The organism is Deinococcus planocerae, from assembly GCF_002869765.1.
Taxonomy (GTDB): Bacteria; Deinococcota; Deinococci; order Deinococcales; family Deinococcaceae; genus Deinococcus; species Deinococcus planocerae.
Window position 1 is genome coordinate 85,532 of the sequence record NZ_PNOR01000017.1, and the last position, 20,885, is coordinate 106,416.

Annotated in this window: 18 protein-coding genes; 14 read left to right on the forward strand and 4 right to left on the reverse strand. The window is 70.4% G+C overall.

Translation table 11 applies throughout. The annotated features are described in order from the left end of the window. Window positions 1–74: 74 nt before the first annotated feature. The 13 genes from A7B18_RS11500 to A7B18_RS11560 are packed head-to-tail and all read left to right on the forward strand — an operon-like array spanning window position 75 to window position 17,302. Window positions 75–887 carry a cobalt-precorrin-7 (C(5))-methyltransferase gene (locus A7B18_RS11500; protein ID WP_102126839.1) on the forward strand — a complete coding sequence of 271 codons (813 nt, stop codon included), beginning with the start codon at window positions 75–77 and terminating at the stop codon, window positions 885–887. Further along, entirely contained in the window at window positions 884–2,446 is a 1,563-nt protein-coding gene (locus tag A7B18_RS11505) for a precorrin-8X methylmutase (protein WP_102126840.1), read from the forward strand. The genes A7B18_RS11500 and A7B18_RS11505 overlap by 4 nt, the downstream gene beginning before the upstream one ends. An 8-nt stretch (window positions 2,447–2,454) precedes the next feature. Continuing rightward, window positions 2,455–3,582 carry a cobalt-precorrin-5B (C(1))-methyltransferase CbiD gene (cbiD, locus tag A7B18_RS11510; protein WP_102126862.1) on the forward strand — a complete coding sequence of 376 codons (1,128 nt, stop codon included), beginning with the start codon at window positions 2,455–2,457 and terminating at the stop codon, window positions 3,580–3,582. Beyond that, window positions 3,579–4,310, forward strand: coding sequence for a precorrin-2 C(20)-methyltransferase (gene cobI / locus A7B18_RS11515; RefSeq protein ID WP_102126841.1), 732 nt, complete (start codon window positions 3,579–3,581; stop codon window positions 4,308–4,310). Before cbiD ends, cobI begins: the two co-directional genes overlap by 4 nt. Beyond that, window positions 4,307–5,089, forward strand: coding sequence for a precorrin-4 C(11)-methyltransferase (gene cobM / locus A7B18_RS11520; protein WP_102126842.1), 783 nt, complete (start codon window positions 4,307–4,309; stop codon window positions 5,087–5,089). The genes cobI and cobM overlap by 4 nt, the downstream gene beginning before the upstream one ends. Continuing rightward, a complete protein-coding gene (locus tag A7B18_RS11525) occupies window positions 5,086–5,856 on the forward strand; it encodes a cobalamin biosynthesis protein (RefSeq protein WP_102126843.1) in 771 nt (256 codons plus the stop codon). Before cobM ends, A7B18_RS11525 begins: the two co-directional genes overlap by 4 nt. Further along, window positions 5,853–7,379 carry a precorrin-3B C(17)-methyltransferase gene (gene cobJ / locus A7B18_RS11530; protein WP_102126844.1) on the forward strand — a complete coding sequence of 509 codons (1,527 nt, stop codon included), beginning with the start codon at window positions 5,853–5,855 and terminating at the stop codon, window positions 7,377–7,379. The genes A7B18_RS11525 and cobJ overlap by 4 nt, the downstream gene beginning before the upstream one ends. Next, complete coding sequence (locus tag A7B18_RS11535; protein WP_102126845.1) at window positions 7,376–8,473, forward strand: CobW family GTP-binding protein; 1,098 nt, start codon at window positions 7,376–7,378, stop codon at window positions 8,471–8,473. The genes cobJ and A7B18_RS11535 overlap by 4 nt, the downstream gene beginning before the upstream one ends. Window position 8,474: 1 nt before the next feature. After that, entirely contained in the window at window positions 8,475–9,458 is a 984-nt protein-coding gene (locus A7B18_RS11540; protein WP_102126846.1) for a HoxN/HupN/NixA family nickel/cobalt transporter, read from the forward strand. Beyond that, window positions 9,455–13,900 carry a cobaltochelatase subunit CobN gene (locus tag A7B18_RS11545; protein WP_102126863.1) on the forward strand — a complete coding sequence of 1,482 codons (4,446 nt, stop codon included), beginning with the start codon at window positions 9,455–9,457 and terminating at the stop codon, window positions 13,898–13,900. Before A7B18_RS11540 ends, A7B18_RS11545 begins: the two co-directional genes overlap by 4 nt. A gap of 25 nt (window positions 13,901–13,925) precedes the next feature. Next, window positions 13,926–14,114 (forward strand): type II toxin-antitoxin system Phd/YefM family antitoxin, encoded by a 189-nt coding sequence (locus A7B18_RS23120; RefSeq protein WP_102126847.1) that lies wholly within the window; start codon window positions 13,926–13,928, stop codon window positions 14,112–14,114. A gap of 24 nt (window positions 14,115–14,138) precedes the next feature. Then, window positions 14,139–15,854 carry a VWA domain-containing protein gene (locus A7B18_RS11555; RefSeq protein WP_102126848.1) on the forward strand — a complete coding sequence of 572 codons (1,716 nt, stop codon included), beginning with the start codon at window positions 14,139–14,141 and terminating at the stop codon, window positions 15,852–15,854. Between the two features lie 41 nt (window positions 15,855–15,895). Continuing rightward, window positions 15,896–17,302: a glucose/sorbosone family PQQ-dependent dehydrogenase gene (locus A7B18_RS11560; protein WP_102126849.1), complete on the forward strand. Its 1,407-nt coding sequence runs from the start codon at window positions 15,896–15,898 to the stop codon at window positions 17,300–17,302. Window positions 17,303–17,548: 246 nt separating this feature from the next. On the opposite strand, the gene A7B18_RS11565 is transcribed toward A7B18_RS11560, so the two are convergent. The 4 genes from A7B18_RS11565 to A7B18_RS22255 form a co-directional block, all read right to left on the reverse strand. Next, window positions 17,549–17,947 carry a VOC family protein gene (locus tag A7B18_RS11565; protein WP_102126850.1) on the reverse strand — a complete coding sequence of 133 codons (399 nt, stop codon included), beginning with the start codon at window positions 17,945–17,947 and terminating at the stop codon, window positions 17,549–17,551. 52 nt (window positions 17,948–17,999) lie between these two features. Further along, window positions 18,000–19,172, reverse strand: coding sequence for an epoxide hydrolase family protein (locus tag A7B18_RS11570; protein ID WP_102126851.1), 1,173 nt, complete (start codon window positions 19,170–19,172; stop codon window positions 18,000–18,002). Between the two features lie 85 nt (window positions 19,173–19,257). Then, window positions 19,258–19,500 (reverse strand): cupin domain-containing protein, encoded by a 243-nt coding sequence (locus A7B18_RS22250; protein ID WP_219722127.1) that lies wholly within the window; start codon window positions 19,498–19,500, stop codon window positions 19,258–19,260. Between the two features lie 14 nt (window positions 19,501–19,514). Then, window positions 19,515–19,778, reverse strand: a complete 264-nt coding sequence (locus tag A7B18_RS22255) for a cupin domain-containing protein (protein ID WP_219722128.1) — start codon at window positions 19,776–19,778, stop codon at window positions 19,515–19,517. 115 nt (window positions 19,779–19,893) lie between these two features. On the opposite strand from A7B18_RS22255, the gene A7B18_RS11580 reads away from it, so the two are divergent. After that, window positions 19,894–20,478 carry a TetR/AcrR family transcriptional regulator gene (locus A7B18_RS11580; RefSeq protein WP_180970125.1) on the forward strand — a complete coding sequence of 195 codons (585 nt, stop codon included), beginning with the start codon at window positions 19,894–19,896 and terminating at the stop codon, window positions 20,476–20,478. Window positions 20,479–20,885: the final 407 nt, after the last annotated feature.

Sequence of the window (20,885 nt, forward strand, 5' to 3'; positions counted from 1 at the left end):
CCCTGTGAGTTCGCGCATATCCGGCCCCCCTGGCCGTCTTTGCCCGCTCCGGCCCCGGCTGGAGCGGGCTTTCGATGTGCGCCCCTCCGGACCGTCTCCGCCCTGCATCCCGGAGTCGCCGCTGTGTCATCCCCCCCCTTACTCCTCGTGGTCCCGGAAGGTGCATTCCTTCATGTTCGCCCCCCGCCGAGAGGCACGGCGTGATCGTCTGTGTCGGTGCGGGCCCCGGCCACCTCGACTTCCTGACCCGGCGCGGCGCGGCCCTGATCGGGGAAGCCGACGTGGTGGCGGGCTTCGATGCGGTGGTGGACGTGGTGCGGCCCCTGATCCCCGGGGGAGCCGAGGTCGTCACGATGAGCTACCGCGATCAGGTGGCCCGACTCGCCGAGGTCGCCGCCCTCCACCACGCCGGGAACCGTTGCGTCGTCGTGTTCATGGGCGACATCCACTTCTCGGGCTTTCAATACCTGGAGCGGGTGGAGACGGCCTGCGGGCACCCGGTCGAGACGGTGCCGGGCATCTCCAGCGCGCAGATCCTGGCAAGCCGGGGCCGCGTCTGCTTCGACGAGACGACCTTCCTCACCTTCCACCGCCGGGGCGACCTGACGCCCTTCAAGACCCACCTGCGCGACGTGCTGCGGGCCGGGAGAGGCGCCATCGTGATCCCGCGCCCCTGGGACTTCATGCCGAAGGACGTGGCCTCGTACCTTCTCGCGGGAGGGGTCGGCGCCGCCCACCGGGTCGAGGTCTGGGAGAACCTGACGCGGCACGAGGCGACCTGGGCGGGCACGCTGGGCGAGCTGGAGGGGCGGGACTTCTCCGACATGAGCATCCTGCTGATCCGCGCGCTGACGCCCCTGCCCACAGGTCTAGAGGGAGAACGATGAACGGTTACGCGATTGTCCTCGCCGCGCACGGCAGCCGCGACCCGGCCAGCGCGGCGCAGTTCGAGACGCTGGTGCGGGAGGTCAAGGCGCTGGAGCCGGATCGGGTCATTACCCACGGCTTTCTCGAATTCAACACCCCCACCATCGACGAGGCGGCGCGGGAAGCGGTGGCGTCGGGAGCGAAGGAAATTGTGCTTGTTCCAGGCGTCCTCCTCGCCGCCACCCACGCGAAGAACGACCTGCCGAGCGAGCTGAACGCCCTGCGCCGCGAGTTTCCCCACGTCACCTTCCACTACGGGGCGGCGATGGACCTCCACCCCGCTCTCCTCGACGTGTGCCGCGAACGGCTGATCGAGGCGGAGGCGGGCGCAGCGGGTGAGGTCAGACGGGATGAGACGCTGCTCCTCCTCGTCGGGCGGGGCACCACCGACCCGGACGCGAACGGGGACGTTCACAAGCTGGCCCGCTTTCTGGAAGAGGGGCTGGGGTACGGGGCGAGCCTGGTCTGCTACAGCGGGACGGCCAAGCCCGACCTTCCCACCGGCCTCGCCCGCGCCGCCCGTCTCGGTTTCGCGCGGGTGGTCGTGCTGCCGTACCTCCTCTTCGACGGAGTGCTCGCCCGCCGGGTGCGCTCGGCGGTGGAGGCCGCCGCCCAACGCTGGCCGGGCACCGAGTTCCTGACCGCCGGGCATCTGGGGCCGCATCCCAAGGTGGCCCGGGTGTTTCTGGAACGGGCGCGCGAGGGCGTGCAGGGCCACGGACACATGAACTGCTCCCTGTGCAAGTACCGGGTGGGCGTCGTGGGCTACGAGGCGCAGGTCGGCGAGCCGCAGGTGGGGCACCACGGGGCGGTGCGGGGGCTGCTGGCGGGCGGCGAGGCACCGAAACGGAAAACCATCCAGCCCTACGAGCCCCACCCCATCGAGGCGCAGTCCTTCGAGATCATCGAGGGGCTGCGGGACTGGTCGGCGGTGAACGCGGCGGACCGCTACGCCATGCAACGCCTCGTCCACACGGCGGGCGATCCGGGCATCGTGGAGGACCTCTTCTTCTCGCCGGGCGCGACGGAGGCGGGCGTCATGGCGATCCTGCGCGGCCTGACCGTCGTCACGGATGTGACAATGGTGCAAAGCGGCCTCAAGCGCCAGCTTCTCGCGGAACTCGGCGTGCAGGTCTGGTGCGGGGTGCACGACGCGGAAACGCACCTGCTGAGCCGTGAGGCCGGGATCACCCGCTCGGCGGCGGGCATTCGCCGCGCCTACGAGAAGTTCGGGAATGACTGCATCGTCGCCATCGGGGACGCGCCCACCGCGATTTTTGAAACGGTGCGCCTGATCCGCGAGCGGCGCTGGCGGCCCGGCCTGGTGATCGGTCTGCCCGTGGGCTTCGTGGGCACCCGGGAGAGCAAGGCCGCGCTGCGCGCCTGCCTGAGCGTCCCCCGGGTCACGAACGCGGGCACGCGCGGTGGGAGTCCCTGGGCGAGCAGCGTCGTGAACGCGCTGATGATCGAGGCGCAAAACCGCCTGGCCGCCGTGTCCGCCGCCGGGGCGGGGACGTGAGCCTGCTCATGACGCCCCCTACCCGCCTCGACCTGAACCTCCCCGCGCCGAACGGGATGCGGCGCGGCTTCACGACGGGGAGCGCGGCGACGGCGGCCCTGAAGGCGGCCCTGCTGCTGCTCGTCCGTGGAGAGGATCAGGCGGAGGTGGAAATCACCCTGCCGGACGGGGACCAGAGCCTCCTTCTACCCGTGCAGAACGTGCGTTTGACGGATGTAGGGGCATACGCGGAGGTCATCAAGGACGGTGGGGATGACCCGGACGCGACGCATAGGGCGACGATCTGGGCGACCGTCACGCCGCTCGCTGACCCACGCCTGCCCATGACCTTCTATGCCGGAGAGGGGGTTGGCACCGTCACCGCTCCCGGCATCCGCGTCCCGGTGGGCGAGCCCGCCATCAATCCCGTTCCGCGCGAGATGATGCGGCGGGCGGCGCACGAGGTCGCGGGCCACGAGGCGTTCGCGGTGACGGTGGGCTGCGTGAACGGGGAGGCCGTCGCCCGCAAGACCTTCAACCCGAGGCTGGGCATCGTCGGCGGCATCAGCATCCTGGGCACGACGGGCATCGTGGAGCCGATGAGTCTGGAGGCGTACATGGCCTCGGTCGAGGTGTACGTGCGGGTGGCCGTCCACGCCCGCCCGGAGGCGGTGGTCCTCACGCCCGGCAAGCTGGGCCGCGACTACGCCCGGGAGGCGTTGAACGTGCCTCCACAGGCCATCGTCCAGATGAGCAATTTTGTGGGGGCGGCGCTGGATGCTCTTCAGGACGCGCTGGAGGAGACCGTCCACCCCCTTCCCCTCCTCCTCGTCGCCGGGCATCCCGGCAAGCTCGCCAAGGTGCTCAACGGCGACTGGAATACGCACAGCCAGCACAGCGGCATGGCGATGAACGCGGTGGCGAGAGTCGCTGAGGGGCTGGGGGTGGCCGCGCCGACCGTGCAAGCTCTCGCGGAGGCGAACACGGTGGATGCTTGCGTCGCCCTGCTCGCCGGGCACGAACGCGGCGCGGAGGTGTGGGAAGAAGTCGCCCGGCAGGTGGCCCGCACCCTGCATGGCCGGGCGCCGGGAGTGCAGCGGGTTCGCGCCGCCCTCTTCGCCCTCGACGGCGCCGGGCTGGGGGAGGCGGAGGCGTGACCCATCCCGGCACCTTCTATGGCCTGGGCGTCGGTCCCGGTTCCTACGGTCTGCTCCCCGTCGCCGCGCTCGAAGTCCTGCAACGGGCCGACCTCATCTACGCCCCGCGCTCCCGGGTGTCGGAGGCGTCGGTGGCGCTGACGGCCCTGCGGGACCTCGACTTCCCCCGCGAACGGGTGCGGGAGGTGGAATTCAACATGGACGGCGACGACGCGCGGCTGGGCGAGCACTACGCCGCCCTCGCCCGGGAGATTACCGCCCACCAGCGGGCCGGGCACAGCGTCGCCTACCTGACCATCGGGGACGCGATGACGTACAGCACGCTGGGCTACCTCGTCGCCGCCCTGGGACGCGAGGCGCCCGAGTTGCCCAGGCGCGTCCTCCCCGGCGTGACGAGCTACGCGACCGCCGCCGCCCTGACCGGCTTCAGCCTCGGGGAGGGGAAAGAACGGGTGCTGATCCTGCCGTGCCCGGACGATCTGGAGGCGTTGCGGGCCGACATCCTCTCGCACGACGTGGTGGTGTTGATGAAGGTGGGACGGCGGATGGCGGGTGTATTGAGCCTGCTTTCCGACCTCGGCATTCTCGAACACTGCGCTTTGGCACATCGCCTCGGGTTGGACGGCGAGGTCGTGCTGCCCTCGCTTGATCCCGCCCCCGACGCGGGCCGACTCGGCTACCTGAGTGTCCTGCTGATTCGCCGCGAGCCCCCTCGGAGGTTTTCTTGAAGGTCTATTTCATCGGCGCCGGTCCCGGTGCCCCCGATCTGATCACCCTGCGAGGCGCGCGGCTGCTGGGGTCGTGCCGCCTCATCCTCTACGCCGGGTCGCTCGTGCCCGAGGCGGTGCTGGAACACGCGCACCAAGGCGCCGAGCGGGTGAACACGGCGGGGCTGAACCTCGACGAGCAGGTGGCCCTTTACCGCCGCGCGCTGGAACAGGGGCTGGACGTGGCCCGCGTCCACAGCGGCGACCCCGCCATCTACGGGGCGACCGCCGAGCAGATGCGCGCCCTGCGGGAACTGGGCATCGAGTACGAGGTCGTGCCGGGCGTGAGCAGCTTCACCGCCTGCGCCGCTGTGCTGGGGGCCGAACTGACCCGCCCCAACGTCACCCAGACGGTGATCCTTACCCGCGCCTCGGGCCGCGCGAGTCCGGTGCCCGAGCGCGAGAACCTGCGCGGCCTCGCAGAGCACGGGGCGAGCCTGTGCGTCTTCCTGGGAGGGAACCAGCTTCCCGAGATCGTGGCGGACTTGCTCGACACTTACGGTCCTGACATGCCCGTCGCCCTCGTGCAGCGGGCCAGCCAGCCCCAGGAGCGGCGGCATGTCAGCACCCTGGGCCGCCTCCTCTCCGAGATTCGGGTCAGCGAGTGGGCCCTCACGACCATGCTGATCGTCAGCCCGGCGTTGAGCGAGCCGGAGGCATTGGAGACGACGAGCCGCCTGTACGACCCCGCCTACGCCCACCGTTTCCGCCGCGCCGTGAAGGAAGGGGGGGAGGCGTGACGGCTGCCCTGTCTGACTTGGCCGTGTGGCCCGTGCGCCGCGAATCCGAGGCGTTGGCCGAACGGCTCGCGGACGGACTGGGAGCGGCGCTGCACCGACCCTGGCAGGAGGCGGGTCGGCAACTCACCGCTTTCCAGACGGCTTTCCGCACCGCGCGGGCCTGGGTGTTGATCGGCGCAGTAGGGATCGCGGTCCGCTTCCTGTCCGGCCTGCCCGAGAGCAAGCACAGCGACCCGGCGGTCGTCGTGCTGGACGACGCGGCCCGCTTCGCCGTCGCTCTGCTGGGGGGGCACGAGGGGGGAGCGAACGTTCTCGCCTACCGGGTCGCCCGCCTGACCGGGGCCGTCCCCGTCGTCACCACCGCCACCGAGGCCACGCGCCCCCTGACGTTGGGAGTCGGCTGTCGGCGCGCCGTGAGCGTGGAGCAGGTGGAGGCCGCCGTGACCCACGCCCTGGCCGGTCGTCCCCTCACCGACGTGCGCGAGGTCGCGACCGTGGACCTCAAGGCGAACGAGGCCGGACTGCTCGCCTTCTGCGACCAATACGGGCTGCCGCTGCGGGTGATGGCGCACGCCGACATAGAGGCCCGCCCCTGCGTTACCCAGCCGAGCGCGTGGGTGCAGCAAAGCGTGGGACTGCCCGGCGTGTGCGAGCCCTGCGCCCTGATCGCCAGCCCGCGCGGTCGGCTCATCGTGCCGAAGACGGCACTAAACGGTGTGACCGTCGCCGTGGTGGAAGACCGCCTGCCCCTGGAGGTGAGCGCGTGACCGGGCACCTCAGCCTCGTCTCCGTCGGGCCGGGCGACCTCTCGCTCGTGCCGGAACGGGCCCGGCAGGCGTTGGTGGAGGCAGACGTGATCGTCGCCTATGACCTCTACCTGCGCTGGGTCGCGCCCCTGATCACAAGCCAGGAGGTGTTGACGCCGCCGCTAACCCAGGAGAAGGTGCGGGCGCAACTCGCTATCCAGAAGGCGGGGGAAGGCAAACGGGTGGCCCTCGTCAGCAGCGGGGACATCGGCGTGTACGCGATGGCGGGCCTGGTCTTCGAGGACCTGCCCGAGGAGCCGCCCTTCGGCGTGGAGGTCATCCCCGGCATCACGAGCGCGACCGCCTGCGCCAGCCTGCTAGGCTCGCCCCTCACCCACGACTTCGCCACCCTCAGCCTCTCGGACCTGCTGTGCCCCTGGGAGTGGATCGAGGAGCGGGCGCGGCACATCGCCCAGGCCGACCTCGCCTGCGTTCTCTACAACGTGCAGAGCCGGGCGCGGCGGGAGGGCGTGTACCGCGTCCTGCGCCTGATGCTCGAACACAAGCGGCCCGATACCGTCTGCGGCGTCGTCCGCAACGCCTACCGCGAGGATCAGGAGGTGCGCGTCACCACCCTGGAGGCGCTGCTCTCGGATGAGTTCGACATGCTGACGACGGTCGTGATCGGCAACCGCTTCACCACGCGCAAGGGGCGGTGGATGTACACCCCGCGCGGCTACAACGACTGGCGGGGGGAGGAGGTCGCCCCCGTCTCCCAGCCCGAAGGCGCCGTCTGGGTCTTCAGCGGCACCCGCGACGGCAACGCCCTGGCCCTGCGCCTCGCGGAAGAAGGCGAGCGGGTGACGTTGAGCGTGGCCTCCAAGCTGGGGGCCCAGGTCGCGCCGAAGCATCCGAACCTGCACCTGTACGACGGTCCGCCCGGTGTGGAGGCGCGGCGACGGGCACTACGCGGGGCACGGGCCATCGTGGACGCCACCCACCCCTACGCGCAAGCCATCACCGCGCAACTGCGGGAACTGAGCGCCGAGTTGAACGTGCCCTACCTCCGCCTGGAGCGGGCGAGCGGACTGCCCCAGGACACGACCGGGCTGACCCTGGTGGACGACATTGATGAAGCTGCCCGCGTCGCCTCGCACTCCGGGCGCGTCTTCCTGGCGACGGGCAGCAAGGACCTCGAAACGTTCCTGCACGCCGCCCCGGGTGCCGACGTGTTCGTGCGCCTCACCCCGCAGCCCGGCGTCCTCGAACGGGCGTTGAGCCTGGGTATCCGCCCCGACCGTATCTGCGCGATGATCGGCCCTTTCACCCGCGAGTTCAACGTGGCCCAGTGGCGGGCCTGGAACATCGGCGCCGTCGTCACCAAGGACAGCGGGGATGTGGGGGGCTTCACTGCCAAGCGCGAGGCCGCCCGGGAACTCGGCCTGCCCCTGATCGTCGTCCGCCGCCCGGCCCCCGTCCCCGGCGCCTTCCACAGCGGGGACGAGTTGATCGCCGCCCTCCAGACCCTCATGGAGCACGCATGACCACTTTCAAAACGCCCGTCACCATCGTCAGCGGCTTTCTGGGCAGCGGCAAGACCACCCTGCTCGGCAACCTGCTGGGGCAGACGCACGACCGCACCCTGGCCCTGATCGTCAACGAGTTCGGGGAGGTCAGCATCGACGGCCCCCTGCTGGAGGTCCGCGAGGACGGGGTGGAGCTGCACGACGTTCACGGCGGCCTGCTCGCCTACGGGGGGGAGGGGGACGCCTTCCGGCGCACCCTGCGAGTGTTGCGGGAACGCCGCCACACCTTCGACCACGTGCTGATCGAGACGAGCGGCCTCGCCGTCCCGACCGCCGTGATGGTCACGCTGGAGGAAGGCGAGTTCGCCGCCGATTTCGCGCTCGACGCCACGCTCATCGTCGTGGACACGCCCCTCTTGCTCGCAGGAGCTTTCAGCCCGGACGCCGAGGACGAGGCCACCCGGGGCGCCGCCCGCGTCTTCGACGCCCAACTGGAGTTCGCGGATGTAGCGGTGCTGAACAAGATCGACGATCTCAGCGACGCCGACCTCCTCCAGGCCGAGGCGGACGTGCGTTACCGCGCTCCCCGCGTGCGTTTCCTGGAACTCGCCTACGGGGCGAAGCTCGACACCCAGCTCACCCTCGGGCTGAACCTGCACGGCACGCGGCGGAGCGCGGCCCACCACGGCCCGGTGAGCGGTGCGCCCGGCGAGCTGTCAGGGCCGCTCCACGACCACTCCACCCTCGACGGGCACTCGCACGGCGACCTCGACGCCCACGTCCACAGCCTGAGCACCCACCAGCACTTCCACGAGCACGACCCCGGCTGGCAGTCCTTCCGCCTGACGAGCGACGACGTGCAGAGCGTCCCCGACCTCGTGAGGACGGTGCAGAACGTGGCCCGCGTCTTTCCCGTGCTGCGCGTGAAGGGTTTCGTGCAGGGGGGGGACGGCGGGCGGTACGCGGTGCAGGCCGTCCGCTCAAGGGTGGAGACGCACCCGGCCCCCTCAAGACCGGACGCGCCGAACGAACTCGTCTTCATCGGCTACCACGTCAGCCGCAAGAAGGTCATCGAGGCGCTGCAAAAGGCGCTTCCGCAGCGGTGGGCCTGAGATGAGCGTGCCGGGCCTCCTTCCCGTCACGGCGCGGAAGACCGTGACCCTGAGCGCGCCCTACCTGCTGGCCGTGCTGGCGCTCCACGTCCTCGCCCTCGGGCTGCTGGTGCCGTCGGCGCTCGCCGAACCGCTGGTGTGGGGGCTGGGGCTGACCGCCTACCTCTTCGGGGTGCGGCACGCCTGGGACGCCGACCACATCGCCGTGATCGACAATACCGTTCGCAAATTGCTGACCTTGGGACGGCCCGCGTACGGTGTCGGACTCTTTTTCAGCCTGGGGCACTCCAGCGTGGTGCTGCTGATGGCGATTGCGGCGGCGGTTATCGGTCGGGCGCTGCTGGGGGCGCAGGAGGAGATCGGCGTCTTCGGCGGCTGGGTGGGGCCTTTCGTGGCGGGGGTGTACCTGCTGCTCGTGGCGGGGTTCAACCTCCACGCCGTGTGGCGGACCCTACAGGGGCGGGACGAGGGTCACCACCACGGCCTCCTCGCCCGCGTGATCGCCCCCCTGACCCGGCTGGTCAGCCGTCAGTGGCACGTCTTGCCGCTGGGCTTCCTGATGGGGCTGGGCTTCGACACCGCCTCGGAGATCGCCCTGCTCGCCCTCGCCGGGCAGGCCGGGCAGGACCATCTGGGCTGGAGCGCCATCCTGGCCCTGCCGCTGCTCTTCGGGGCGGGCATGACCCTCTTCGATACCCTCAACGGCGCGTTCATGACCCACGCCTACGCCTGGGCGCTCGACCGACCCGGCGCAAAGCGTGTGTATAACCTCCTGATCACCGGGCTCTCGGGCGTCCTCGCGCTCGTGGTCGGCGTGGTAACCCTGGCGGCGTGGGTGGGCGAACACTTCCCGTCGGCCCGCGCCCTGAGTGCGTGGGAGGCGGTGGACATCTCCCCGCTGGGCTTCTGGCTAGCGGGGGTGGCCCTCGTGCTCTTCCTCACGGCGCAGGTGTGGTCCCGCTGGCGCCGGGGCAGGTCAGCGTGACCCGCCCCGCCCCCCGCCAGCCCACCTCCAGACAGCGCGTGACCCGGGCCGACGGGCGCACGATCAACGTCGTCCGCAAGCGTGGGCACCTGAGCTACTGCTTCCACGGCTGCTGCTGCGGGCGGACGGACAAGGGGTACGCCGCCGCGCCCGCCGATGTGTACAAGGACGAGTGGACCCGGCGCAAGATCAGGAACGCCGTCCACCTCACGAAGGGGGGCTGCCTGGGGCCCTGTTCCCTCGCCAACGTCGCCCACCTCGTCTTCGACGGGCACGACGTGTGGTTCCACTCGGTCAACGACGCGTGGCTGGTGCGCGCCATCTTCGACTACATCGAGGCGATGTTGAACGCGGACGGCTACCTGCCGCCCCCGCCCGACCTCGTGGAGTACACCTTCAACTACTACGCGTGGGACGCGGCGGGGAGCGCGGCTGCCGGGACCGTCGCCCCGCCCCTCGCCACCCCCGAGGCGCCCGCCGAACTCTTCGGCCTCGCCTTCCTGACCCACGCGGATACGGACCTGCTCAACCTCCGCGCGGCGCAGGAGACCTTGCCCGCCGATTTCGGCCCGGTCACCGGCGTGGCGCTCGGCGGTATCCGCTCCGAAGCGCAGATGGCGACGCTGCTCTCAGGGGCGGTCGGACAGGCCGAGGTCGTCCTCCTGCGGATTCACGGGAAGTTCTCGGCAGTGCCGGGGGCGGAACTCCTACTCGACCATGCCCGCAAGGCCGGGCAACACCTCCTCCTCGTCAGCGGCACGAACGAGCCGGACGCGGAGCTGGCGGCCCTCAGCCTCGCGCCCGCCCACACGCTCGACACGGCGCGGGCGTATCTGGCGGCGAGTGGGTGGCAGAACACGCGCGAACTCCTGCTCTCCCTCAGCGACACGCTACGGCTGACAGGATACGGCGCGCAGCCACCCCTCGCCCTGCCCGAACACGGCATCTACCACCCCGACCTGCCCGAGATCGCGACGCTGGAGGACTGGCAACGCCTTCGCACCCCGGGCCGCCCCGCCGTCGGCGTCCTGCTCTACCGGGCCCACGCGCTGAGCGGCAACACGGCCTTTATCGACTCGCTCGTGACCGCGCTGGACGAGGCGGGAGCCAATGCTCTGCCCGTCTTCACGACCAGCCTCAAGGATGTGGATGGGAATGGGGACCCGAAGGCGTTCGCGCTGCTGCGGGGAGAGGTGGACGCCCTCATCTCCACCCTCAGTTTCGCTATGGCCGACGTGCAGGCGGGCGACGTGACGGCGGCGGGGGCAAACGTGGGAGCGTTGGAACGGCTGGGCGTGCCCGTCGTGCAGGGCATCACGAGCGGCGGGGCGCGCGGACCCTGGGAGACGAGCGCGCGCGGGCTCAATCCCCTCGATACCGCGATGAACGTCGCGCTGCCCGAGTTCGACGGGCGCATCATCGGCGTGCCCTTCGCCTTCAAGGAGAAGGAAGCGGGGGACGCCGCGCGTCTCGTCGCCGATCCCGAACGCACCGCCCGCCTCGCCGGAATCACCGTGCGCCTCGCCCGTCTGCGTCACCTGCCGAACGCCGAAAAGCGCCTCGCCTTCGTCTTCACCAACTCGACCGCGAAGGCGTCCCAGGTGGGGAACGCGGTGGGGCTGGACTCCGCCGCCTCTCTGCTGCACATCCTCGGCGCGTTGAAGGCCGAGGGGTACGACGTGGGCGAATTGCCCGCCACGAGCGACGAACTCATGCACGCCCTTCTTGCTCGCACCACGTACGACACGACGCAACTCACGCCCACCCAACTCGCGCAGGCCGCCGCGCACGTCCCGGCAGACCTCTACCGCTCGTGGTTTGCCGACCTCCCAGACGCGCAGCAACGCCGGATGCGGCAGCAGTGGGGCGAGGCGCCGGGGTCAGCCTACGTCCACGACGGTGCCCTCGCCCTCGCTGGGGTCCACTTCGGAAAGATGTTCGTCGCCCTGCAACCCCCGCGCGGGTACGGCATGGACCCGGACGCGATCTACCACACGCCCGACCTGCCCCCCACCCACCACTACCACGCGCTGTACCGCTGGCTGCGGGAGTCTCCGGAGCGGGGCGGTTTCGGTGCGGACGCCATCGTCCACGTCGGCAAGCACGGCACGCTGGAGTGGCTGCCGGGCAAGGGAGTGGGGCTGAGTGCCAAGTGCTTCCCCGACTCCCTGCTGGGCGACCTGCCCCTCTTCTACCCCTTCGTGATCAACGACCCCGGCGAGGGCACCCAGGCCAAGCGGCGGGCGCACGCGACGATCCTCGACCACCTGCCGCCGCCCCTGACACGCGCCGACACCTACGGGCCGCTCGCCGAACTCGCCGCGCTGGTGGACGAGTATTACCAACTGGAACTCCTCGACCCCTCGAAGTTGCCGCTCCTTCAGGGGCAAATCTGGGACCTCGTGCAGCGGGCGAACTTGGGCACCGACCTCGGCACGATGCTGCGGCGCGATCACGGCGACCACGTTCACGAGTGGGACGAAGCGTTCACCCCGGAGGGCGTGCCTGTCACCCTGACCGAGATGAACGGGGCGGACGTGGCGCACCTCCTCGAAGACATCGACGGCTACCTGTGCGAGCTGGGGATGGCGCAGATTCGGGATGGGCTGCACGTGCTGGGGCAGGCGCCGAGAGGGGAGGGGTTGCCCGAGATGCTGCGGGCTCTGACGCGGCTGGCGAATGCGGAAGTGCCGGGGCTGCACGCGGGGCTGGCGGGGGTGCTGGGGTTGGAGTTGGGGGCGCTTTTGGAGAATCCGGGGGGGCGGTTGGCGGTGGAGTCGTCTGCGTTCCCCCTCACTCCGGCCCTCTCTCCTTCGGACTCGCAGAGCTGCCCCGCAGAGCTGTACCAGTCCCACGAGGGGAGAGGGAGAAAAGAACGCGACCTCAGCGAACTCGCAGGCCGTCCCGTCCTCTCTAACGGAGACGCGCTTGAACTCATTGACGAACTGGCGTTACACCTCTACCAGACGCTTCAGGCGCGGGACTTCGACCCCGCCTCCATTCCCGATGCGCTCGCGATCACGCTGGGACCGTTGGAGGATTTTGGCACTCTGCCCGCCACCCTCGACTATGCCTGCCGGGTCCTGAAGCCAAACCTGGATGCCACGACCGACGAGATCGCGCACCTGCTCGCGGGCCTCTCCGGGCGGTACGTCCCCGCCGGGCCGAGTGGCGCCCCCTCGCGCGGGCTCGCCCACATCCTGCCGACGGGGCGGAACTTCTACGCGGTCGATCCGCGTGCCCTGCCCTCGCAGGCGGCGTGGACGGTGGGGAGCAACCTCGCGCGGGAGGTGCTGGAGCGGCACCTCAAGGAGGCGGGCGCCTACCCCGAACACGTCGCCATCAGCGTGTGGGGTACGAGCAACATGCGCACGCAGGGGGACGACGTGGCGCAGATTCTCGCCCTCCTCGGCGCGCGGCCCGTGTGGCACCCGCAGAGCCGCCGTCTGACGGGGGTGGAACTCATCCCGCTGGAGGAACTGGGCCGCCCCCGCATCGACGTGACGGTGAGGATCAGCGGCTTTTTCCGCGACGCCTTCCCGCACCTGATCTCCCTGCTCGATGAGGCGGTGAACCTCGCCATGGGGGCGGACGAGCCGGAGGAGCAGAACTACCCGCGCAAGCATTATCTGGCCGACCTCGCGGGCCGCCTCGGGGAACTGCCGCCAGAAGAGGCTCAATCCCGTGCCGCCTATCGCCTCTTCGGGAGCGCGCCGGGCACCTACGGGGCGGGCATCCTCGACCTCATTCACGAGGGGAACTGGCAGGATGAGGCCGACTTCGCGCGCACCTTCGTCAACTGGGGCGGGTACGCCTACACCGCCGCCGAGGCCGGGACCGATGCCCGCGAGGACTTCCGCGCCCGCCTCGCCGTCACCCAGCTCGTGCTGCACAACCAGGACAACCGCGAGCACGACATCTTCGACAGCGACGACTACCTCCAGTTCTTCGGCGGAATGATCGCGTCGGTGCGCAGCCTGAGTGGCGCCCAGCCCCGACATTACTTCGGCGACACGGCCAACCCCGAGCGGGCGCGTGTCCGTGACCTGGGGGAGGAGGCGCTCAGGGTGTACCGCTCGCGGGTGGTCAATCCCAAGTGGCTGGAGGGCATCCGCCGCCACGGCTACAAGGGCGGGCTGGAGCAGACGGCGACGGTGGACTACCTCTTCGGCTTCGATGCCACCGCGCAGATCGCACACGACTTCATGTACGAGGGGGTGGCGCAGGCGTACGCCCTCGACCTCGAGAACCAGGCGTTCTTGCGCGGGTCGAACCCCTGGGCGCTGAACGCCATCGCCGGTCGCCTCCTCGAAGCCCACGCCCGCGAACTGTGGAGGCCGGAGCCGGAGACGCTGGGCGCCCTCCAGAACCTGCTCGCCGAGAGCGAAGGATTGCTGGAGGGGCGGGGCGAGGTGGGGCGGGTGGAGAGTTCCAGACCATGAGGATGAGGGGTCATACACTACACGCATGGTCATCATTGGCCTCACTGCCGCGCGAAAGCAGTGGGACGAGTTTGTCGAACGTGCCCACCAGGGCGAGGAGGTTATCCTCACGCGCTATGGTCGGCCTTGTGCCCGCCTCCTGCCGTTGGAGGACACGGAGGCAGAGCGGCAGGATTCGCCGCCTCCCACATCCACCGAGCCTCGTTCAGATTGAGTTTGCTTCCTTCGGGGTGAGGGCATGACTCCCCTCTACCCCCTTTCCGCCGTCGCCCACCAGCCGGACCTCGTGCTGGCCCTCTCCCTGCTGGCCGTCTCGCCGGACATCGGCGGCGTCCTGATTCGAGGCGACCGCGGCGCGGCGAAGAGTACGGCGGCGCGCGGGCTCGCAGCCCTGCTCCCCCCCGCGCCGGACGGCACGCCTGCCCCCTTCGTCAACCTGCCCCTCGGCGCGACCGAGGACCGGGTGGTGGGCACCCTCGACCTCGACGCGGCGCTCAGGGGTGAGGTGCGGCTGCGGCCCGGATTGATCGCGGCGGCCCACGGCGGCGTCCTCTACATCGACGAGGTGAACCTGCTCGCCGACCATCTCGTGGACGTGCTCCTCGACGTGGCGGCGATGGGCGTGAACCGGGTACAGCGCGACGGCCTGAGCGCCGAGCACCCCGCCCGCCTCGCCCTAGTCGGCAGCATGAACCCGGAGGAAGGTGGATTGCGCCCCCAGTTCCTCGACCGCTTCGGGCTGTGCGTGGACGTGCAAGCGCCCACCGCGCCGGGGGAGCGGGCGGAGATCGTCCGGCGCCGGATGCGTTTTGAGGCCGACCCGCTGGCTTTTGCGGGAGAGTGGGAGCAGGCGGAGGAGGCACTCGCCGCCCGCCTCGCCACGGCCCGTGCCCGGTTGCCGCGCGTCACCGTGCCGGACGGGCTCCTCGACACCATCGCCGCCCTGAGTGCCAGGGCGGGAGTGCGGAGCCTGCGCGCCGACCTCGTGCTGCACCGGGCCGCCCGGGCGCTCGCCGCGCTGGAGGGCCGGGAGGAGGTGCGGGAAGGCGACTTGCACCGGATCGCCCCCCTCGTGCTGACGCACCGCCGCGATCCGCGGTTGCCGCCGTCTCCCCCACCGCCTCCCCCCGCGCCGCCGCAGGAGACCCCACCCCCGCAGACGGACACATCCCGGTCACAGTCCGCTCAAGTCCCCTCGGCGGACGGGCCCGAGGAGGTCTTCGCCCCCAGCGTGAGCGCGGGTTCCCTCACCCTCCCTCTCCCCTCCCCCATCCCCGGCACGCGGCGGGGCGAGGGTGGCCCGGGCCGCACCGTCCGCGCCGTCCCCGAGGCCCAGCCGATCACACTCGCCACTCCAGACACCCTGCGCGCCGCCCTGACGCGAACGGCGGTCAGCGGGGGCGGCACGGTCACCCTCCGCCGCGAGGACTTTCACGCCCCCGTCCGCGAGGAGACGGGCGGGCGGCGGGTCCTCTTCGTGGCGGACGCGAGCGGCAGCATGGGCACGCGCGAGCGGATGGGGGCGGTGAAGGGGGCGATGCTGGCCCTGTTGCGCGAGCAGACGCGCCGGGACCGGGTGGCCCTGATCACCTTCCGCGCGACGGGGGCGACGCTCGACCTGGGCTTCACGACCGACCCGCACGCCGCCGAGGCCGCGATCACCGCCGCGCCGACCGGGGGCCGCACGCCGCTCGCGCACGCCCTGAGCCTCGCCGCCGAGGTGCTGGCGGGGGAGAGGGGGGCGCAGCTCGTGTTGTTCACCGACGGGCGGGCGAACGTGCCGCTGACGCCCGGCGGGGACGCCTGGGCCGACGCCTTGGACGCGGCCCGTGCCGTGCGAGGCGTTCCCGCCCTCGTCGTGGACACCGAGACCGGGCACGTGCGGCTGGGCCGGGCGGCGCGACTGGCCGAGGTCCTGGGGGCGGACCTCACGGCCCTGGGCGCCCCCGCGTGAGGTAAGTTATCCTCACCCCGCTTCCCTGAAGGAGGTCTGTCATGAACTTCCGACTTACCCCCCTTACCCTGGGCACCCTGCTCGTCTCCGTCACCCTGGCCGGTTGTGCCTCGACCCTTCCCGGCGTTCCCGGCAATGGCGAGGCCGTCGGCGAGCCCTTCACCCTGCGCGTGGTCACGACCGGCCTGGAAATGCCCTGGGAAATGACCCTCGGTCCCGACGGTCAACTCTGGGTGACCGAACGCCTCGGGAAGCGGGTCGTGCGGGTGGACCCCACCACCGGACGAAAGCAGGTCGCCGTCACCATTCCCGACGTGCTGGCGGGCGGGCAGCACCAGGGCGTCCTGGGGATGGCGCTGCACCCCGACCTGCTGAAAAACGCTGGGCGTGACTGGGTGTACGTGGCCTACACCTCCGGCACCGCCGAGGCCCCCACGAAGAAGATCGTGCGCTACACCTTCGACCGGGCGAGCGGGCAACTGACCGCGCCCAGCCTCGTCATCGACAAGTTGCCCGCCGGAAACGACCACAACGCCGGGCGCCTCAAGATCGGGCCGGACGGCAAGCTGTACTTCACGATGGGTGACCTGGGGCACAACCAGTTCGCCAATTACTGCAAACCCATCACCTCGCAGGTGCTGCCCACCGCCGCCGAGATCACCGCGGGGAACTGGGTGAACTACACCGGGAAGACCCTGCGCCTGAACCTCGACGGCAGCATCCCGGACGACAATCCCAGCCTGAACGGCGTGGTCAGCCACGTCTTCACCGTCGGGCACCGCAACCCGCAGGGGATCGACTTCAGCCGCCAGGGCGTCCTGTACTCCAGCGAGCAGGGCCCGAACACCGACGACGAGGTGAACGTCTTGGAGCGCGCGGGCAACTACGGCTGGCCGAACGTCGTGGGGTACCAGGACGACCAATCGTACGTGTACGGCAACTGGAGCGCCGCCCCGAACTGCGCCAGCCTGACCTGGGCCCCCTACACCATCCCCGACAGCGTGCCCCAGAGCCGGGAGACGGAGTTCAGCGCCCCCAACCTCAAAGACGCCCTGATCACCCTCTGGACGGTCCCCAACGGGCACGACTTCACGGACACGCCCATCCCGAACACCAACCTCTACCGCCCCAACATGGCGCCCAGCAGCATCGAGGTGTACGAGAGCGCCGGGATTCCCGGCTGGGAGCGCTCGCTGCTCGTCCCCAGCCTCAAGCACGGCGCGGTCTACCGCGTTCCCATCATGCCCAGCGGCCTGAACACGCGCGGCGAGGCCATCAAGACCCTGCCGACCAACAACCGCTACCGCGACACCGCCGTGTCGAACGACGGGCGCACCATCTACGTCATCACGGACAGCGCCGGGCAGATGCTCGGCCAGGACAACCAGCCCGTGACGGACCTGGCCAACCCCGGCAGCGTCCTCGCCTTCACCTATACTGGGAAATAAGCGCGAACGGGGGCGGCCCTGGGCAACGGAGAGTAATTCGGGACAGTGTTGGGGGCCGTCCTGAGATGCCGCGGAATGTGGACACGGGAGTCCAGTGCGTCTGGGCACGGAAGCAAATTCGAGGGACCGTCACAGAAGCTCAGCGACGGCCCTTCTCCTTCTGAAGGCTGTCAGGTCCGGGCGGCTGGCGTCTGACTCGCACACTCCATTCCCTACGGACCTGACCCTCCGCCCACTTGGGTCGGCCTACCCGGGCCGGTTGTGCCCGCGCTCGCCCTGGGCGAACTCGACCCGGAAGCCGTCGGGGTCGCGCAGCACCATCACCCGCTCCCAGGGACGGTCGTGCGGCGCCTTCTGCACCGGGATGCCCGCCTCCTGCATCCAGGCGTACAGGCCGTCGAGGTCCTCGGTGCTCAGTTCCACATGGATGCCGTCGCGCATCCGCGGCGCGTCCTCGCCCTTGTGCCGCTGGAGGCCGATGGTCCCGCCGCCGATCCTGAGAAGCGCAAACCCCTTGCCCGAGGGGTCGGTGAGTTCGACCGTGAACCCCAGGCGGGTGTAAAAGGCGACGGATACCGCCACGTCGGCGACGGGCAGGCTCAGGCCGTCCATACGGACGGGGACAGGGAATTCAGGATTCGTCATGAGAGGACGTTGCTCCTTGGAAAGAGAGAGGATGACGCGGCCTCGGCTGGACTCAGCGGACGTGGCCGAAGCTCGCCCGCAGCTCCTGGGTGAACAGCTCCGGCTGCTCCAGCGCCGCGAAGTGTCCGCCCCGGTCGAGTTCGCCAAAGTGGATCACGTTGCTGTAGCGGCGCTCAGCCCAGCGCCTGGATGTCCGGATGATCTCGCGCGGAAACATGCTGAAGCCTGCGGGGACGGTGATCGGCTCCGTGGGGGGCGGGCCCGCCCGTCCGGCCTGGGCCGCCTCCCAGTACAGCCGCGCGGAGGACGCGCCGGTGTTGGGCAGCCAGTACAGCATGATGTCGTCGAGCAGCTCGTCGAGGCTGAACACCGCCTCCGCGTTCCCCCCGCTGTCGGACACGTCCTGGAACATCGCGTAGATCCACGAGGCCAGCCCCACCGGGGAGTCCGCCAGCGAGTACCCGATGGTCTGCGGGCGCGTGCCCTGCTGCTTGGCGTAGCCGGAGAGCACGTCCACGTAATGCCGGGCGCTGGCGATCATCGCCCCCTCCTCCGGGGTCGCCCCGGCCACCTCCTCCGGCGTCGGCTGGAACATCACGAAGTTGAAGTGCAGCCCCACACAGCCCGCCGGGGCCCGGCGTCCGATGGCGGCGGTGACCGCGCTGCCCCAGTCGCCGCCCTGCGCGCCCCAGCGGCTGTAGCCGAGGCGGTCCATCAGCGTGATCCAGGCATCCGCAATGCGCGGGACCCCCCAGCCGGTCCCGCTGGGTTTGCCCGAGAACCCGAAGCCGGGCAGCGAGGGCAGGATCAGATGGAAAGCTTGCCGAGGGTCGCCGCCGTGGGCCGCCGGGTCCGTGAGCGGGCCGATCACCTTGCGGAATTCCAGCACCGAGCCCGGCCAGCCGTGAGTCATGAGCAGGGGCAGCGCGCTGGGCTCGGGCGAGCGGACGTGCAGGAAGTGAATGTCCAGCCCGTCGATGGTGGTGCGGAACTGGCCCAGGCCGTTGAGCAGGGCTTCGCAGGCTCGCCAGTCGTAGCGGTGCTGCCAGTGCTCGATCAGCGCCTGAACTTTTGCCAACTGAGGCCCCTGGCTGGTGTCGGGGACGGTCTCCTGTTCCGGCCAGCGGGTGCGGGCCAGGCGGGCACGCAGGTCGGCGAGCTGCTCCTCGGGAACGGAGAGGTGGAACGGCTCGATCAGGGTCGTGGGGACGGTTGGGGTGGTCATTCGGCCTCCGGGTGGGGAGTGAGGGGCTGAGGAGGTCAGGACAGAGGACGCGCGGGGCCGGGGGGCACACCGGGCCACGTGACCGTCAAGGCCGGGCCCCGGCGTGGCCTGCTCGCAGCACGTCGGGTTCCTGGACGCGGTGCAGCCCGACTTCCCGCAAGAGCCGCTCGGCCCTTTCGGGGTCGCCCGGGGCCGCGGGCCGACCTTCCGGCGGGAGGGTGGGGACGTGGGCGGGTTCGCCGAGTTCCGTGATCACGCGCTCGAAGCCCGCCGGGGTATAGGAATTCAGGAGGGTCGCGGTCTCCGAGTCCACCCGGAAGGCGTGCACGGTCCCGCGCGGGATCAGGACGAACCCGCCGTGGCCCTGAGTTCCTGGCCGTTCGCCCGGTAGGTGATCTCGCCGTCCAGGACGTAGAATTGCTCGTCCTGATCGTGGAAGTGGGGCGGCGGTCCGGACCCTCTCGGGCACAGTTCCCACATCAGGGCGTAGGCGCCCCCCGTCTGTGCCCCGGTGGCGAGCACCGCCCACAGGATGCCGACCTGCCAGTACAGGGGCGCTGCCTGGACACTGACGGCGTGGGGGGTGATCTCGGCCTGCTCGTTCATGGCTCTGCTCCTTCGTGGCGAGGGCCCTCTCTGGCGCAGAGGTGAGGAAGTGGGATACCGAAACCTCCACGTTTCGATACGAGACCGTACCGTATCGGGTGCTATGCTGTCAAGCATGACCGCCCCCCCTCGCCCTGCTGGTCGCCCGCTCGACGCGGGGGTGCAGGCCGCCCTGCTGCGGGCCACGCAGGACCTCCTGATCGAGGAGGGCTACGAGCGGTTAACCTGCGATGCCGTCGCCCGGCGGTGCGGGTCGAGCAAGGCGACGATCTACCGGCGGTGGCCGAACAAGCTGGCGCTCGTCATGGCGGCGGCCTCGGACCTCTTCCCGGTGCCCGAGGTGCCGAACACCGGGGACTTGCGGGAGGACCTGCTGGCGTGCGGGCGGGCGTACCTCAAGGAGGATGGCCGCAGCCAGCGGGTGCTCGCCAGCCTGCACACGGCGGCCAGGCACGACCCAGAGCTGCGCGCCGCCGCGCGGGAGGCGCTGGGGTCCCCCGTGGACCGGCTGTTCCACGAGGTGCTGGGCCGCGCCGCCTCCATCGGGCTGATCTCGAAGGACGTGGACGTGGGTATCGTCGCCGAGGTGTTTCCGGGGATCGCCTTCCATTACGCGGCGGCCCTCGGTCTGCCCGTGGACGAGAGGCTGATCTTGCGCGTGGTCGACCATGTGTTGCTGCCGTCCCTGGGCCGCACCTGAGGGGCGAGAGAGGGCCGCGCGCGCCCCGGAACCCTCGCCCGTGTCCCGGGGTCACCCAGTCAGTCCTGCACAGGAACGGGCGTGCCGATCTCGTGGCCCAGGTCGTCCTCGTGGGACGTAGGGTCGGTGAGCGGCGACCGGCTCACGTAACCGTGGTGGGGGCCGAGTTTCGCGTTATCAATACCGTGCGCCACGAACACGTTCGCGCGGCGCAGGTCGTCTGCGGGTGCGAGCGCCGGGCGGGCCTCGGGCAGAATCCGCCCCTGCCGGTCATGTTTAAGGGTCTCCCTCGCTTTTGGTGACGCGGGCCGCCGGGCGTCAAGGCCGGTAAAGCACCCTGGCCTTGAGAAGGTCCAACCCTGCCCGGCCGTACATGCTTCGCTTGATGGTCTTGAGCCGATTCACCT